The following is a 14,311-nucleotide window of genomic DNA, read 5'->3' as shown; positions in this document are numbered from 1 at the left end:
GACGGCGCTTAAACTTGGATAATATCGTCTATGTTAGACAGCCCTCTGCGACGTCAGACATTCTGAACCGCCGCAGAAAAGCGCGTTAATTAGAAGGGTTATGGGAACAAAAACGTAATGAGTTCTGCTTGGTCAAGCTAATTAAGTAGTTGAAACGTATGGTGTTTACGTTAACTTCTTTGGATTAAAAAACAACATAATTTTGATAAAAGATTGATTTTTGACTAGGGCTCGTCAAATCGAGGGGAGATTAGGGGCTTTGCCCCCGGTACCTCCCCCAGGATATTTGAAGAACATTGAAGTAGCCGAAAAGGTAAGTTTGAATTTGAAAAACTTACAGCAAACTGGTAACAATATTTTACGGTACAGGGAGGGATCCCGATGGCCGTGAACGTTGAAGTCGGCGAGGTTTTCCTCGCCGATTTTTTTTAAGTGAAAATTGGCACCCTGTATTTCTAAGCCTATCTTGTTCAATTTCAACATTGCTCAGATGTGCTTCCCACGTCTAACCGATAATTCTGCCTGTTATGAATTAATGTACGATGAAATGCCCTCACGAACGGGCGGTTTCCGGACTTTCGCTGCACCTGCACAGATCAAGATTTAGTCTGGGAACAGCGGTCGTTCACAGAACTAAATCCGCAATTGCGCTCGCTGCAGTATACATCAAGGCAGCGATGCTCGGATAACATCGCTGGACTTCGGGATGATGTCGAGGTCGTGTCCGAGACGTAACTATAGACACCCATTGAGAAATGGCAGTATTTGAACCAATTTTTTAGCCGCGAGATCAACGAGACAGAGGAAATGGTTACACTATGTTAATTGCGGACAGACCGTATATGCTACAATCAATAATTTTACAAAATTGGAAAACTCATGAACTTCGCAAATTCTGAAAAAGTTCGAATGAAAGCCAAATGGAATCGGCAATTTCGGGCAGAAGACATGTTGCCATCGGGGTACCAATTGAAGTCGCGGTCACTTAATTTTTTAGATGCATCGCGGGATCTGTCGATTGAATACTTCCAGGACAAAAATGTTGTTTGGCACCTCCACTCCAATCATGCTTTATCATCGCAAGTGGCCTGCCTGAACTTTCTGATGCCCTTAGCTATTAGACCACACCTTTTGGCCAACTGTATCGCGTCGGCGCTTGGCGAGCCAATAGAAGAGATGTTGCCGGTCGAGTCGACAGAGGACGGCACGCCGCTTTTCGTCGGATTCGAATGGCCGGGATTAAAGGACTATCTTGGGGAATCTAGCGGGAAGGATCCAAGGCGCGGTGCCAACGCAACAAATGCCGATGCGATAGTCCGCTTTAAGGCAGGCGGGAAGATCGAGACCGTTTTGATCGAATGGAAATATACCGAGAGTTACGGGGCGACACAACAATCATGGTCAGATCGAAATCACGTTCGTCGCGGTCGCTACGAGGACAGAGCTTTTGCACCGGATGGCCCCATTCGAGGCGATTGTGGACTTGAAATCGAAGATTTCTTTCACGAACCGGTCTATCAAATGCTGCGACAGCAGATGCTGGCTTGGCAAATGGAAAAAGCACAGGAAAATGATGCCAGTCGTGTGCGTGTCCTTCATATTTCTCCAACAGAAAATCTGGCTCTGCATCGTATGACTGCACCTGCGTTACCCGTAGGAGACATATTCAAAGTGTTTCAGAGCTTGCTGATCGACCCAGAAAGCTTTTGCAACGTGTCGACAACAAAAATGTTCGCCCCACTCTTAACGAAATCGGAGGCGGACGGTGCCACTCAAGACTGGATTAACCAGCTAGTGCAACGGTACCCCTTTGCGTTTCCAGACTTGTCCGAAAGTACTGAGAAACTCCCTCCAAGATAAAAACATCCATGGCATCGAGCGAGCCAATGCCAATGGCGGCTAAAAAGGTGTCCAGCGCCGCATTGACAGGGGCGCTAGACTGTCGCTCAAGCACGGGGGACTGGAGTTCGATACCGAATGTGACGTCGCGATCACGGCCATGCCGACCTGATCGCCGGTTTCCGCGAATAGTTGCTGTCAGAACATCTTGGCGTGACGCCTCTGCATTTCGCTTTAACACCGAGCCGGGAAGGCTCGTTCGTCGCGGCAATCGAACGTTTGAACGCACCACAAGGCCGCGGCCCATCGTGGCATTGCCCGAAAGTTGAATCGGGCAGTTCCTTGCCGATACCCGCCTGATGGATCCGCGCTATGACATTCGCGACAAAAGCAACGCGGAAGAGGGTCTTCGGCCCCGTCGTCTTGCCATGCCAGGAGCTGGAGTCGCGGCCGGGTACGTTGCAGTCAAGCTGTGGAGGAATTGGCACGGCAAGTAACGTTGTGGATCGTCCGATCCGCCTGCAAAAACGATCCACTGATTAAGAAGTGACAATCGGATTGGAACTGCGCCACCTGAAGACACCGGCCAAGGGGGGTTACGATGCTCTTCTACAGAGGCTTCGGGGATTTAGATGCCGTACCGTTGATGCTCAAGACACCATCAATCACCAAGATTGAAAGCCGACACTGAAACTATGGACTTAAATGCCCGCTTCGTCCGCAGAGTGTAAATTCGCTCATCGCAGATTTTGCACTTGTAGCGAAAGTCCGGTCTGACGGGCCGCACCGCAGCATGATCGAGACTGGGCAAATGGCAGGTCTGGGCCGGTTCCTCATTTTTCCTTGCTTTCACTATTCTTTCGCGCGTCAAACTTTTCCCAAACATGCATGCGGCCTTTTTGGCGTGCGTCGGCAAGCCAAAGTTTCTTCCGGATGCCTGCGACCTCAAGAATGCTGTATTTACCACCTGAGAACTTTGGCCAGTCAATAGCGAGGCCTTGCTTAACCAGTTCTTCCGATAGGTCACGACCATCGGGCAAGAAGCACTTTGCAACTGTGCGGCCATATTCGTCTTCATCAGTGATTTCGGCGCGTATACTATGGCCCTTACACAGACGCACCATGGCCCACTTGGCCTTCTTGCCGTAGGGGTGATGAATTTCCGGCGCGTCTATCCCGTAAAGGCGCACTTGGGTCTTTTGGATCGTAATTGTGTCACCGTCTGTAACGTAAGCTGGCCCTTCCAGAACGCGCGGTAGCGTGACTGAATGAGCGGTCGCTGCATCGAACGCCTCGCCCCTTGCTGGCGCACCAGACTGCGGCGTTTTTGGTTGCTCGGAAGAAGCGGTGATGCTGCGACCTGCCTTATAGGCAAGCGTTTGTCTAACAGGTTTCCTGTTTGCTTTGGCCTTAGGCCGGTTGGTCGGCTTGAACAGCGCTCTTAAAAGAAATTTCAACATGGCTGAACTGTACGAGGCGGTGCCCCTCAGGGCAAATAATTTGCAAAGGAAGTAAGCGATAACATCACCGATCTGCCAAGAAATTGTATTTGTTAGGTGCTTCCGGGCTTGCCGCTCGCCCTGAAATGGATAGGCCAACTGCAGCGAAAGTCCGGAATGACGGGCCGCGTCGCAGCATCAGAGGTGACTGACGAACGGCAGCAATGGGCCGTTCAAAGCGTGGTATTACGGCTTAGCCGTGAGGATGCTGCGCTGCCTCCGAGGACTGGTCTGAGCCCACTTTATCCGATGCCGCGCGGTGGACGAATGTCGGCAATGGACAGTCTCTGTTCAAAACAGTTAGTCGAAACGCAGGCGTAGGACCGCGTAAAATGTAAGCCAAATACAGACCCCTGCGGCAAAGAGGTAAGGCATGTGGAGTGCATCCTCCCGACCCAATGTGGGCGTCAGAAATGCGACCAAAGCCCCGGCACCCATTGCTCCAAACGGCATAGCGCCCCAACCGAAAAAGCGATAAACTGAATTGACTCGACCGAGTAGCTCATCCGGGATCAACCGTTGGCGGAAGCTGACAGTCACCACGTTCCAGAGCATGCCTGCTGCCGCTTCAAAGAAGAGTGCGACTGCGACGAGATAAACAGAGCCAAATAAACCGATCAGCAAGTTTACGATGACGAACGCAACGAGCGAGATCAGCAGGCTTTTTCTCATCCCGAGCCACCCGGCGACGTATGGCGAGCACAAGCCGCCAACCACTCCTCCCAAAGCACCGAAAGTCAGGAGGAGGCCGTATTCGGTTGCGGTCAGTTCAAGAACTTCCTGCGCATACAAGACCAAAATTGTCATACCGCCAATGAAGACCGCATTTATCGCACCCAACATCACCGCCAGTCGGAGGATGACGGGGTTCGTCTTCATCCAACTCAACCCTTCCATCAGGGCGGTCCTAAAATTGGATTTGCTAACGGGCGCGCGCGGCGGCAAAGCAATCATCCAGACGAGCCCAGCAGAAAGAGCGTAGATCGATGCGTCAATTCCGAATGGGAAGGCGATGGAGGAAGCGATCAATACACCTGCAAGTGGTGGTCCAATGAACTGCCCTGCTACTTGTTCAGCGCTCCACATCTGACCGTTTGCACGCTCCAGGTCGGGGTGAGCCACAATCGAAGGTAAGATAGTCTGTGCCGCATTATCACGGATGACCTCAGCAGATCCTAAGAAGAAAGCTATCATCACTAGCGATAGAATTGCCGTGGGAGCAGAACCTTCCAATACGGGTAGGTTTGACTGTGTGCTGATCATCAACACGGTAACAACCATCAGGAAGACCCGCACAATATCTGCCCGCACCATGAGAAGCCGCCGATCTGCTCGATCAGTCAGAACTCCGGCTGGCAGCGCGAATAATAACCAAGGTAACCTTTGTGCTGTTGCCACTGCGGCAATCAACAGTGGGTCACTTGTCAGCAGCGTGGCCAGCCAAGGAAGGGCTACCATCGCGATCCCATCCCCAAGGTTGGACATGGAGCTTGCTGAAAGCAGAAAACGGTAGTCGCGGTTCGTTGAAATCAGTGTTTTTCCCACAACATCATTCCAAATTAAAACTTTAGAAGGCAACCTACCACCAACGCTACGTGCTAGCCATAACGTGAACTGCCGGAATACTTGCTACACTGGACATTGGCGCACCTGCGGCGAAAACTCAGTTTGTCCCGCATCTTACCAGTTCATACGGGGCGTAGCGAATGGTCGTTGCCCTCCAAGCCAGCCACTTCTGATCTGCGCAGCGAAGGTGTCGAAAGAGCCCACAGCCGACTTGTCGATTCTTCGCTGCGTGCGCTCGCAGCACGAAGTTCGCTACGACAAGATAATTCTCAACGCCGTTGCGCGGGGTGAAGAGCAGCCATTCGTTCAAAGAACGACAGAATTCAAACGGCTCATGCTAAATCGCTGATTGTGCGGTCATTGGTAGAGTATCTGCTGCCCGTGTTGCCTAACGTCTCACGATGAAATCGACACATGCCTCGATGTGCGCAGTGGTTGAATCCGCAATTGGCAGATCAGGCAACAATTCCTCCAATGCAAGCATCGGTAGCTCAGTACAGGCAAGGGCCACTGCACCGACGCCGCTCTCAGTCACAGCTTTGCTGATCGCCTTGGCAATGCGCTGCCTCGTATATTGATCGACGTTCCCTTTGGAAAGCTCGCCGTAGATGATGTCATGCACAAATGACTGCTCATCCTGAGGCAGAAGTGTCAGCTCCATCGCGCCAGACAACCTCGTCTCAATCTGCCCATAATAATAGTCTTCCCGTGCAACATAGTTGGTTCCCAAGAGCACGGCCTTTTTGGCACCCGTGGACTTCACGGCATCGCCCAACGCATCGCGAATATCGAGAAACGGAATCGAGACCGCATCCCGGATCGGGTCAGCCACCTTATGCATCGTGTTGACGGCCAGCGCGATTGCATCGGCTCCGGCATCCTCCAGGCGCTTTGCCAGATCAGAAAGCTCTCGACCCGCCTGAGCCCATTGATCTGACAGCTGATAGTCCACGATCTGTTGGAAATCGACGCTGGCCAGCAACAGGGGTGCGGAATGCAGGCCACCCATCTTTTCCGCCACACCACGGTTCAAACCGGAATAGTAAAGGGCTGTGGACTCCCAGCTCATCCCACCGATCAAGCCTAAGGTTCGCATTGGTCGGATATCGTTCATGTAAGTTCTCTTTCGCCGGAGGGCGTCTGAATGGAGGCTTTGATTTTCAGATCAGTGCCTTTGGTGATTTTGATCAGACCGGTGTCGATACGATGACCGATCAGGCGCTCGATCTCCTCTACTTCCGGATGTTCGATGGTCAGTCTCTTTAGACGGCAGTTTAAGTCCGTCATACGCGAAGCTGGATGGGGTCCCGTCGGCCATTCGATTAGCGTTGGAAAGCCTCCCCCCATCGGCATCGCACCGTTGTCAGGAACCGAGATCAACCATTCAAGGTCCCCGCGTGTGATTTGGGTTGCCACACCACTGTCTTGATGGGCAGAAGCTAATGCGCTCTCGATGTCGTCAGTGCCCAGCACCCACGTGCCCAGACGTGGTGCGCCGTCAAACCGATCCAGATTGAACCAGCGGGGCCGTCCCGATTCCTCGGCATCAGGATCAATGGCGATCAGCTCCAGGAACACATCACTGCCAAGCGACAAGAGCTTGTTGTGGGTTCCCATCCGGGGATGCGCTCCACCTGAAGGCATGTCGATGCCTAAAGCGTTCTTAATGTACGCGCTTCCCTCATCGAGAGTGCGCGCAACCACTGTGATATGATCAAGTTTTAGCGAAGGCTCCTGCGCCATGTTCTGTCCTATCTGAGTGTTTCAAAGTTTCCGCAAAGACCGAGTGACTGACCCGACATCGAGCGCGCGCCGGGCGAAGCCAGGAACCACGCTAGTTCTGCAATCTCATCAGGGTCGATCATGCGTCCAAGGGATGTATTCTGAACCTCAGCGGCTTGTGCAGCCTCAACGGAAACACCTAATGCTTCTGCCTTGGCTGCTAGCACAGCGTCCATGCGTGGACCCGTCACCGAACCAGGCAGGATTGCGTTCACCGTGATACCGTGCGGTCCCAGTTCCATGGTAAGGGTTTCCTTGAGCCCGATGACGCCCCATTTCGCCGCCGCATACGGGCTGCGCATTGGAAGGCCCAATCGCCCGGCGGCGGAAGACATCAATATCACAGCGCCCTGTTTCTGTGGCTTCAGATGAGGGATTGCAGCCCGGCAAAGCGTAAACTGGCCAGTGAGGTTCACAGCGATAGTCTGTGCCCATTCCTGAGGCGCGATGTCTTCCAACAATGCAGTCGGGCCTGCTGTACCTGCGTTCGCAATGACTGTGGTCAAACCGCCCATCCGGTCCACTGCTTGGTCGACAATTTTCGAAACGGCTACGGCATCCGTCACATCGCAAGCGGCAGTGAAGCAGAATTCGTCTGCGACCGTCTCAAGGGCACCTTCATCAATATCGCAGATCGCAACCAACGCGCCATGTTTCGTAAAGTGTCGGGCTATTGCCAGACCTATACCACTTGCCCCGGCTGTGATGATCAGTTTCGGGGTCATTCCGTCGCCGCCAAACCAAGAAAATCCCGCGCTTCACCCGCAGACATCACTTCGTTGCCAAGTGTTTCAATGACGGTTTTAGCTTGCGCAACCAGCTCTTCATTTCGCGCAGGCACGCCGCGCCTCAGATAGAGGTTGTCTTCAAGGCCCACCCGGACGTTACCTCCAAGTAAGATGGCTTGCGCAACCATGCGCATCTGATCACGTCCAACCCCGAAAGCGGACCAGTTGACATCGTGATCGCGCACCATGTCCGCCATCGCCTTCATGGCGCTGGTATCGGCCGGAGCGCCGTAGGGAACGCCAAGACAGAATTGAATCATGGCTGGCGCGTCGAATGTGCCAGCAGACAGAAGTTTGAGCGCGTAGCGCAGATGTCCCAGATCAAAAACTTCCAATTCCGGACGGACACCCATCGCACGTATCTTTTGTGCTCCTGTTTCAATATATTCAGAGGTGCTGATGTAGACGAGATTTCCATCACCGACGTTGTATGACCCACAGTCCAACGTGCAGATTTCGGGGCGCAGCTTTTCCACGTGGGTCAGTCGGGCGGACGGTCCAACAAGGTCTGTTCCCTCCAGCAATGGGACAGGCTGTTCAGCACTAAACACAGCATCACCGCCCATACCTGCCGTCAGGTTAATGATAACCTCTCGGTCCTTGTCGCGGATCATTTCAACGGCTTGAGCGTAAAGGTCATCATCACGTGACCCTTCGCCTGTTTCAGGATCGCGAACATGTAGGTGAACGATTGCCGCGCCCGCCTTCGCCGATGAAAGAGCGGAACTTGCGATATCTTCGGGGGTAATGGGAACATTCGGGTTGCGCCTGAAGCCGTCACCGGCTCCCGTCACCGCGCAGGTGATGAAGGTTTTTGGCATGTGGGTTTGTCCTAAATTGTCTTTGCGAAGAACTGTTCAATCGCATCAAGCGCAGCCTCCGGTGCTTCCTCGGGGATAAAATGACCGCTGGGCATCGGCGCGAAGGTTGGGTTTGCGCACCAATTGCGCCAGATGCCCTCCACATCGAAATGCTTGCCAACGACGCCTTTCTCTCCCCACATCACCAGCGTCGGACATGTAATCTGACGCGCAGATTTCCGGTCTTCGGCGTCATGGTGCTGGTCAATATGAAAACCAGCTCGAAAGCAGTCACACATGGCAGTGATTGCCTCTGGCGTGGTATTGGCGGTCACGTAAGCCTCCATCGCCAATGGTTCATATCGCACAGGACGGTCTGACAGACCTTCAAGGATCAGGCGCAGGAAGCACTCTGCATCGCCAGCGATCAGTCGTTCCGGGACAGGGTGATCTTGGGTCAGGAAAGAAAAGTAGAAGTAGTCCTGCGCGATCTCGGCATTTGATGCCTCATAGAAATCGAGCGCCGGGATAATGTCCATGACGATAAGGCGCGTGACTATTTCGGGATGATCCAAAGTCAATCGTCGCGCGATGCGGGCACCGCGATCATGTGCGACAAGCGAGAAAGTCTCGTGACCCAAAGCGCGCATGACGGCGAGTTGTTCGTCGGCCATTGCCCGTTTGGTGTAGGCATTCTGCTGGGAGTTATGCGCCGGTTTATGGGTCTCGCCCCGCCCACGAATATCCGTGAGAACGACGGAAAAGCGATCTGTGAGAGAGGGTGCGATCTGGTGCCAGCATAGATGCGTTTGCGGATCACCGTGCAGCATAAGGAGTGCGGGCCCCGAACCCGAAGTGAGCGTCATCAGAGGTTGGCCGTCGACGTCGATCATTTGACGTTTGAAGCCAGCAAGAAGCTTTTCATCAGCTTGTTCAAAGATGGTCATTTATCCACCTCTTGAACTCGGAGATCGCAGCCTCGTCCCGCTGGAAGAACGACCACCGGCCGATCTTGTTGACAGACAGAAAACCTGCGCGGCGCAACAGCTCCAGATGGCGGCTGACGGTGGGCTGCGCCATGTCCAGCTTTTCCGTGATCAGCGTCACGCACACCCCAATTTCGGAGGGCGTACCCGTAACCTGATGCGAGAAATGCGTATCGGGTTTGGTAAGCCATTCAAGAATGGACAAGCGCGCTGCGCTGGCAAGGGCTTTGGATTGTTCAAGGCGATCAGTCATATTCGCCAAATACATAGTTAAAAAGCTATGAGTCAATATATTTCCTATTGCTGATGTCCTAGAGTTGGAAAAGCGGGTTTTTACAGCGGCCTCGATTCCAGCCAGAACAGAGCCAATGAATGACCGGATTGACGAACCTCGCCCCGTTGCGAGAGCACATGTGCCGCGACCGCTAACAAATGCTGCGTCAGCGAAGCGCGAAAAACGAACGACGGCAAAGTCCCGCATTGCCGCCTCTCGCCTTCCGACTTGGCGGTGATTTTGTGTGCAACCGCAGCGAACGGCAGCAAGGAGCCCAAAATACCGGATGCTGCAACGTGCATGAATGGCTGCTTCAAGGATTTTCGCTCTGGAAGATTGCTCTCAAATTTCGCCTGACATGTCTCGCAACCAATTCAAAAGGAGTGCCGCACTTTCCCTTAAGGGAATCTGTGACGGGTGCAAAACGCCATACCTTGATCCATCTGGGTCGAAACTGAATGGGGCGACCAAGCGTCCACGATTGATGTCGTCCAGCGCGACAATGTGCGGGACAAGACCAACTCCGAGTCCACTGGATGCAGCTTCTACCATTAAAAAATGATGGTCGAACATACGTCGGTCACGGGGACGGGGTGCGTCAGGATGTTGGCGAAGCCAATCATCCCAAGCGTTTGGCCGTGTGTTCGACCCGAGAGCGATGTAGTCGCTTTGTTCAAAGTTTGAACGCATATCGGGCGACATTACCGGCCCGATGGTTTCTTCAAAAAGCGGAACGACTGACCATCCATCATCGATAGCAAAATCCAGACGCCGCAAAGCCAATGTTGCCCGGTCCTGTTTTGAATCTACCGGTCCACCACCTACCGAAAGATGGACGGCAATCTTCGGATGTGCATCCTGAAACTCGCTCAGACGAGGTATCAGCCAACGCATTGCAACAGAGCGTTCGCAGGACAACAGTATGGCCCCCGTATCTGTTGCCTGTGTCTCGCGTATTGAGACGATTGTACGGGACAAATCATCGAAGCTCCGGCGGCAAACCTCTGCGAGCCGGTCCCCGGCTGTCGTCAAACGTAACCCTCGCCCGCTTCGCTCGAATAACGGCGCTCCGATCATGTCTGCGAGCCGGTTGATGCGACGACTGATTGCCGCATGGGTCAGCGACAGCTCATCGGCTGCGCCGCGAACAGTGCCGCATCGCGCTGTTGTCTCGAACGCACGTAAGTCGTCAAGGTAAGGAATATCAGATCGCTTCATTGGTGACCTATTATCACCAATAATGGTGCAAAACCATTGCTATTCCGAATCTTTTTAATCGTCATAATCACCGATATGACTATTTGTTCTCCTCCCCGTGTCGGCATCGTGGCCGATGATCTGACCAGCGCCGCTGACGGTGCTGGCCCTTTCGTTGGTCGGGGGCTGTCCGCGCTTGTCGGACGGGCCTGCCTTCCAACAGCGAACGCTGATGTTTTTGCAATCGACACGCATTCCCGATCATTAGGCATAAAGGCAGCCGTTGAAGTGACTCAAAGGTTCACGGCTTCGATGAAGAGCGTTGAGATACTGTACAAAACTGTGGACTCCACACTTCGCGGTCATGTTCGGGCTGAAATTGACGCTGCCCTCAAAGCGAGCAGCCGGAAAAAACTGGTGTTTGCGCCTGCTTTCCCTGAAGCGGGGCGAACCACGCGTAACGGTATTCAGTTGGTCAATGGCGTGCCAGTAGATCAAAGTAGCTATGCACGTGATCCGGTTCACCCGGCGACAACCTCGGTGCTGGCTGATCTTGTACCCTCTGACGCACGCTCTGTCTTTCTTCTGGATGCAGAAACACAAGATGATCTGGATACTCAGATTGCGGCAATTTCCGATCCGCACGACGTTCTCTGGGTTGGATCGCCAGGGATGGCGCAGGCCTTGGCGGCGCGCATTTCCACTGAACGCCCCCCTGTGGTTCCGACAACATCGCGCAAGACCTTGGTCGTGGTGGGAAGCGCAAACGCCGTAAGCCATGAACAGTGCGATTTAGTCGAAAAAGTTTTGGGCATTACGGTTCTCCGAGCGCCTAACGCTCGGACGCAGGATAGCTCAGGCACTCTGCATAAACTGGTACAAGCCGCGATCAGCGCATTGGAAACTGGGGACTATGGCTCGGTTATCGCAACCGGCGGCGACACAATGGAAGCTATTCTGGATGGCCTTGGCATCCACTGCTTCACACTCATTGGTGAAGTAGAGGCGGGTTTCCCGATTGGACTATCCGATCACGGTGGTCGGCCACTCATTCTTGGCATGAAGGCGGGCGGGTTCGGAACCGCGGATACGCTCGCCAATGCCGCCAAGCACCTCACTAAATTCAAGGAATTTACTGCATGATTAAGCCCCCTCTTATTGTCACGATGGGTGACCCTTCCGGTATCGGGCCGGAGATTGTCGTTAAGACTCTTTACGAAGGAAACGCCGGTACTTGCGTTGTGGCCGGATCATCCGCCGTGATGCGTGATGCTGTTTTGGCCCTTGGTCTTGATTTGAAAATTGAGAAATTAACAGAAATAGAACAGGCGACGGGTCGTAAAGGCTGCATTGAGGTCTTAGAGACAGGTGGCGATGGCCCCTTTCCTGTTGGCGAAGTCTCCCCAGCCAGTGGACACGCTGCTTTCGACGCTATTGTGGCAGGGATCAAACTTGCTAAAGACGGACGCGCTGCTGGCATGGTAACCGCGCCAATTCATAAGGAAGCGCTTTCTGCCGCCGGTCTTAAGTTCCCCGGCCATACGGAAATGCTCGCTGAATTTGCTGGGGCTGACCGCGTCGCAATGATGCTTGCCAATGAAGATGTCCGTACTGTCCTTGTGACAATCCATTGTTCGCTTCGCGATGCAATCGAGCGAGCGGATTATGCAGCACAGATGTCCGCCATCAGACTGGCCCATAAAGGGTGTCGCGCACTTGGGATTAAAAAACCACGTGTAGCCGTTGCGGGCCTGAACCCGCATGCTGGGGAGGGCGGATTATTCGGGCGCGAAGAAATAGAAATTATCGCGCCCGCGATCAAGGCTGCGTGCGATGAAGGTATCGATGCGAGTGGCCCTTGGCCCGGTGATACTGTCTTCATGCAGGCGCGGCGTGATCGCTTTGATGTCGTCGTGGCACAATACCACGATCAGGGCCTCATTCCCGTAAAATATCTCGGCATCGAAAAAGGCGTCAACATCACGCTTGGTCTGCCCTTCGTGCGGACATCGCCAGATCACGGCACTGCTTTTGATATCGCAGGCAAAGGCATCGCCGATGCCACCAGCCTGTCCACCGCAATCGACTATGCCCGCCGCCTTATCTCGACGAGCACCAAAAAGAAGGAAGCCGCCTGATGGGTCTACGCTTTATATTCATGCTCACCCGCAACGATCGCACTGTGGACGATGCCGCCAAACATCTTGAAACCGCACTGTCCCTCGGTGTGCGTCATATCGGGTTCAAAGATATCGGCTTACCTGTCGATGATCTGAAAGCCCTAGCTGCGACGATACAAGCCAGCGGGGCCACGTCGTATCTGGAAGTGGTGTCGCTTGATCGAGACAGCGAAGTCGTATCTGCCAAAGCCGCTGTTGATATTGGGGTCAATATTTTGCTTGGCGGGACGCGCGTTGATGACGTTCTGCCCGTGTTGAAAGGCACAGGCATCGAATACTACCCATTCCCGGGCCGCATCGTTGGGCATCCGAGCGTTCTAGAAGGGTCGGTTGAGGAAATAGCCGCCAGCGCACGCGATCTCGCGTCACGGGACGGCGTGCATGGCCTTGACCTACTCGCTTATCGCTCGCCGCTGCCGGATATTCCCGGCTTGATCGCGGCTGTCTGCAAAGCGGCTGGCAAGCCTGTGATCGTCGCGGGGTCCATTGCGGATGAGGATCGTATCGCATTGGTACGGCAAGCCGGAGCAACAGGGTTTACCATCGGAACCGCCGCGTTGGACGGTGAGTATCCTGCAGACGGAACCGCGTTAGAAGCTCAACTCGCTGCCATTGTTCGCGATGTCGCCAATCTCAATGGCCACCTGTCCCCTTTCGGGAAAAAGGGTCTCGACACCGCCTTTGCAAGTTTCTCGGAAACGTGGTCACCGCGTATCGCGGGTCAGGTGAACGACATGCAGATCAAGCTCGCCAAGTTCGAGGGTAATTTTGCATGGCACTTCCACGAACGCGAAGACGAATTGTTCCTCGTCCATCGGGGGCGTCTGCTGATGCGCTTTCGTGATCGTGAAGAAGTTGTCGAAGAAGGGGAATTTATCGTTGTCCCGCACGGGGTGGAGCACTGCCCTGTCGCTCTGACGGAACCCTGTGAAGTGGTTCTGTTGGAACCCGCGACAACCATCAATACCGGAACAGCCGAAGATGCCCGCAAAGTGGAAAACCTGGCGTCAGTCTGATTTAAAGTTTGAGCATTGGGCTTACTTGCGCAATCCATTCGAGCGCAATATTTAGGTGAAGCAGACATTCCGCGATTGTCCGTCAATGTCGGTTTTGTCCGCATTGCGGTCCTTTACAGGATGTCACATGCGGTCAGCGCGTTTGGGCCCGGCTTCGTTTGGTGGATAATTGGATAATTATTATACCGCCACTAGCAATCCTAGGTATTTCTATAGGTACGCAGCTTGATCACCTCCGCCTCGAGCTGGTCGATATGGGCCCGTAGGCAGCGGTCTCAGTAGTTTTGACATATTGCCCGATGACAGGTGACGTGCTCCCCTGAAAAGTCCGGTTTTTTGAGTTAGCCTGTTCTCTCAAAAGGAGACAGACGATGAAGAGAAGCC

Annotated in this window: 14 protein-coding genes; 4 read left to right on the top strand and 10 right to left on the bottom strand. The window is 53.7% G+C overall.

From position 1 onward, the window contains the following. The first annotated feature begins 879 nt into the window (after window positions 1-879). Window positions 880-1,860: a hypothetical protein gene (locus tag KZZ06_RS12605; RefSeq protein WP_219580480.1), complete on the top strand. Its 981-nt coding sequence runs from the start codon at window positions 880-882 to the stop codon at window positions 1,858-1,860. An 812-nt stretch (window positions 1,861-2,672) separates the two neighbouring features. Here KZZ06_RS12605 and KZZ06_RS22525 read toward each other — a convergent pair. The 10 genes from KZZ06_RS22525 to KZZ06_RS12555 all read right to left on the bottom strand — a co-directional run bounded on the left by KZZ06_RS22525 (window position 2,673) and on the right by KZZ06_RS12555 (window position 10,752). Continuing rightward, the gene (locus KZZ06_RS22525; protein ID WP_257884347.1) at window positions 2,673-3,437 is read right to left on the bottom strand and encodes a thermonuclease family protein; all 765 of its coding nucleotides are present in this window, start codon (window positions 3,435-3,437) and stop codon (window positions 2,673-2,675) included. A 201-nt stretch (window positions 3,438-3,638) separates the two neighbouring features. Beyond that, on the bottom strand, window positions 3,639-4,916 hold the full coding sequence (locus KZZ06_RS12595) for an MFS transporter (RefSeq protein WP_257884346.1): 1,278 nt from the start codon (window positions 4,914-4,916) through the stop codon (window positions 3,639-3,641). Window positions 4,917-5,292: 376 nt separating this feature from the next. Continuing rightward, window positions 5,293-6,018: an aspartate/glutamate racemase family protein gene (locus KZZ06_RS12590; RefSeq protein ID WP_219580479.1), complete on the bottom strand. Its 726-nt coding sequence runs from the start codon at window positions 6,016-6,018 to the stop codon at window positions 5,293-5,295. Next, on the bottom strand, window positions 6,015-6,647 hold the full coding sequence (locus tag KZZ06_RS12585; protein WP_219580478.1) for a VOC family protein: 633 nt from the start codon (window positions 6,645-6,647) through the stop codon (window positions 6,015-6,017). The genes KZZ06_RS12590 and KZZ06_RS12585 overlap by 4 nt, the downstream gene beginning before the upstream one ends. Window positions 6,648-6,655: 8 nt before the next feature. Then, window positions 6,656-7,411, bottom strand: a complete 756-nt coding sequence (locus KZZ06_RS12580) for an SDR family oxidoreductase (protein ID WP_219580477.1) — start codon at window positions 7,409-7,411, stop codon at window positions 6,656-6,658. Next, window positions 7,408-8,295: a 3-keto-5-aminohexanoate cleavage protein gene (locus tag KZZ06_RS12575; RefSeq protein ID WP_219580476.1), complete on the bottom strand. Its 888-nt coding sequence runs from the start codon at window positions 8,293-8,295 to the stop codon at window positions 7,408-7,410. Before KZZ06_RS12575 ends, KZZ06_RS12580 begins: the two co-directional genes overlap by 4 nt. Window positions 8,296-8,306: 11 nt before the next feature. Beyond that, window positions 8,307-9,221 (bottom strand): alpha/beta fold hydrolase, encoded by a 915-nt coding sequence (locus tag KZZ06_RS12570; protein WP_219580475.1) that lies wholly within the window; start codon window positions 9,219-9,221, stop codon window positions 8,307-8,309. After that, window positions 9,208-9,513: a helix-turn-helix transcriptional regulator gene (locus tag KZZ06_RS12565; RefSeq protein ID WP_257884345.1), complete on the bottom strand. Its 306-nt coding sequence runs from the start codon at window positions 9,511-9,513 to the stop codon at window positions 9,208-9,210. Before KZZ06_RS12565 ends, KZZ06_RS12570 begins: the two co-directional genes overlap by 14 nt. Window positions 9,514-9,593: 80 nt before the next feature. Further along, entirely contained in the window at window positions 9,594-9,836 is a 243-nt protein-coding gene (locus KZZ06_RS12560; protein ID WP_219580473.1) for a hypothetical protein, read from the bottom strand. Window positions 9,837-9,876: 40 nt separating this feature from the next. Beyond that, window positions 9,877-10,752, bottom strand: coding sequence for a LysR family transcriptional regulator (locus KZZ06_RS12555; protein WP_219580472.1), 876 nt, complete (start codon window positions 10,750-10,752; stop codon window positions 9,877-9,879). A gap of 36 nt (window positions 10,753-10,788) precedes the next feature. Between KZZ06_RS12555 and KZZ06_RS12550 the strand changes: the two genes are divergently transcribed. Genes KZZ06_RS12550 through KZZ06_RS12540 form a run of 3 tightly spaced genes read left to right on the top strand, consistent with a single transcriptional unit; the run spans window position 10,789 to window position 13,927 of the window. Continuing rightward, complete coding sequence (locus KZZ06_RS12550; RefSeq protein WP_219580471.1) at window positions 10,789-11,874, top strand: four-carbon acid sugar kinase family protein; 1,086 nt, start codon at window positions 10,789-10,791, stop codon at window positions 11,872-11,874. Beyond that, window positions 11,871-12,869: a 4-hydroxythreonine-4-phosphate dehydrogenase PdxA gene (gene pdxA, locus KZZ06_RS12545; RefSeq protein ID WP_219580470.1), complete on the top strand. Its 999-nt coding sequence runs from the start codon at window positions 11,871-11,873 to the stop codon at window positions 12,867-12,869. The genes KZZ06_RS12550 and pdxA overlap by 4 nt, the downstream gene beginning before the upstream one ends. Further along, complete coding sequence (locus KZZ06_RS12540; protein ID WP_219580469.1) at window positions 12,869-13,927, top strand: cupin domain-containing protein; 1,059 nt, start codon at window positions 12,869-12,871, stop codon at window positions 13,925-13,927. The genes pdxA and KZZ06_RS12540 overlap by 1 nt, the downstream gene beginning before the upstream one ends. Window positions 13,928-14,311 lie beyond the last annotated feature (384 nt).

It is taken from the genome of Sulfitobacter sp. CW3 (assembly GCF_019392245.1).
Taxonomy (GTDB): domain Bacteria; phylum Pseudomonadota; class Alphaproteobacteria; order Rhodobacterales; family Rhodobacteraceae; genus Sulfitobacter.
This window is presented reverse-complemented; position numbering and strand designations above follow the sequence as displayed.

Bases quoted from the DNA above. Each gene is read 5' to 3' on its own strand.
- KZZ06_RS12605 (WP_219580480.1), top strand. From the start codon at position 880: ATGAACTTCGCAAATTCTGAAAAAGTTCGAATGAAAGCCAAATGGAAT.
- KZZ06_RS12590 (WP_219580479.1), bottom strand. From the start codon at position 6,018: ATGAACGATATCCGACCAATGCGAACCTTAGGCTTGATCGGTGGGATG.
- KZZ06_RS12585 (WP_219580478.1), bottom strand. From the start codon at position 6,647: ATGGCGCAGGAGCCTTCGCTAAAACTTGATCATATCACAGTGGTTGCG.
- KZZ06_RS12580 (WP_219580477.1), bottom strand. From the start codon at position 7,411: ATGACCCCGAAACTGATCATCACAGCCGGGGCAAGTGGTATAGGTCTG.
- KZZ06_RS12575 (WP_219580476.1), bottom strand. From the start codon at position 8,295: ATGCCAAAAACCTTCATCACCTGCGCGGTGACGGGAGCCGGTGACGGC.
- KZZ06_RS12570 (WP_219580475.1), bottom strand. From the start codon at position 9,221: ATGACCATCTTTGAACAAGCTGATGAAAAGCTTCTTGCTGGCTTCAAA.
- KZZ06_RS12565 (WP_257884345.1), bottom strand. From the start codon at position 9,513: ATGACTGATCGCCTTGAACAATCCAAAGCCCTTGCCAGCGCAGCGCGC.
- KZZ06_RS12560 (WP_219580473.1), bottom strand. From the start codon at position 9,836: ATGCACGTTGCAGCATCCGGTATTTTGGGCTCCTTGCTGCCGTTCGCT.
- KZZ06_RS12555 (WP_219580472.1), bottom strand. From the start codon at position 10,752: ATGAAGCGATCTGATATTCCTTACCTTGACGACTTACGTGCGTTCGAG.
- pdxA (WP_219580470.1), top strand. From the start codon at position 11,871: ATGATTAAGCCCCCTCTTATTGTCACGATGGGTGACCCTTCCGGTATC.
- KZZ06_RS12540 (WP_219580469.1), top strand. From the start codon at position 12,869: ATGGGTCTACGCTTTATATTCATGCTCACCCGCAACGATCGCACTGTG.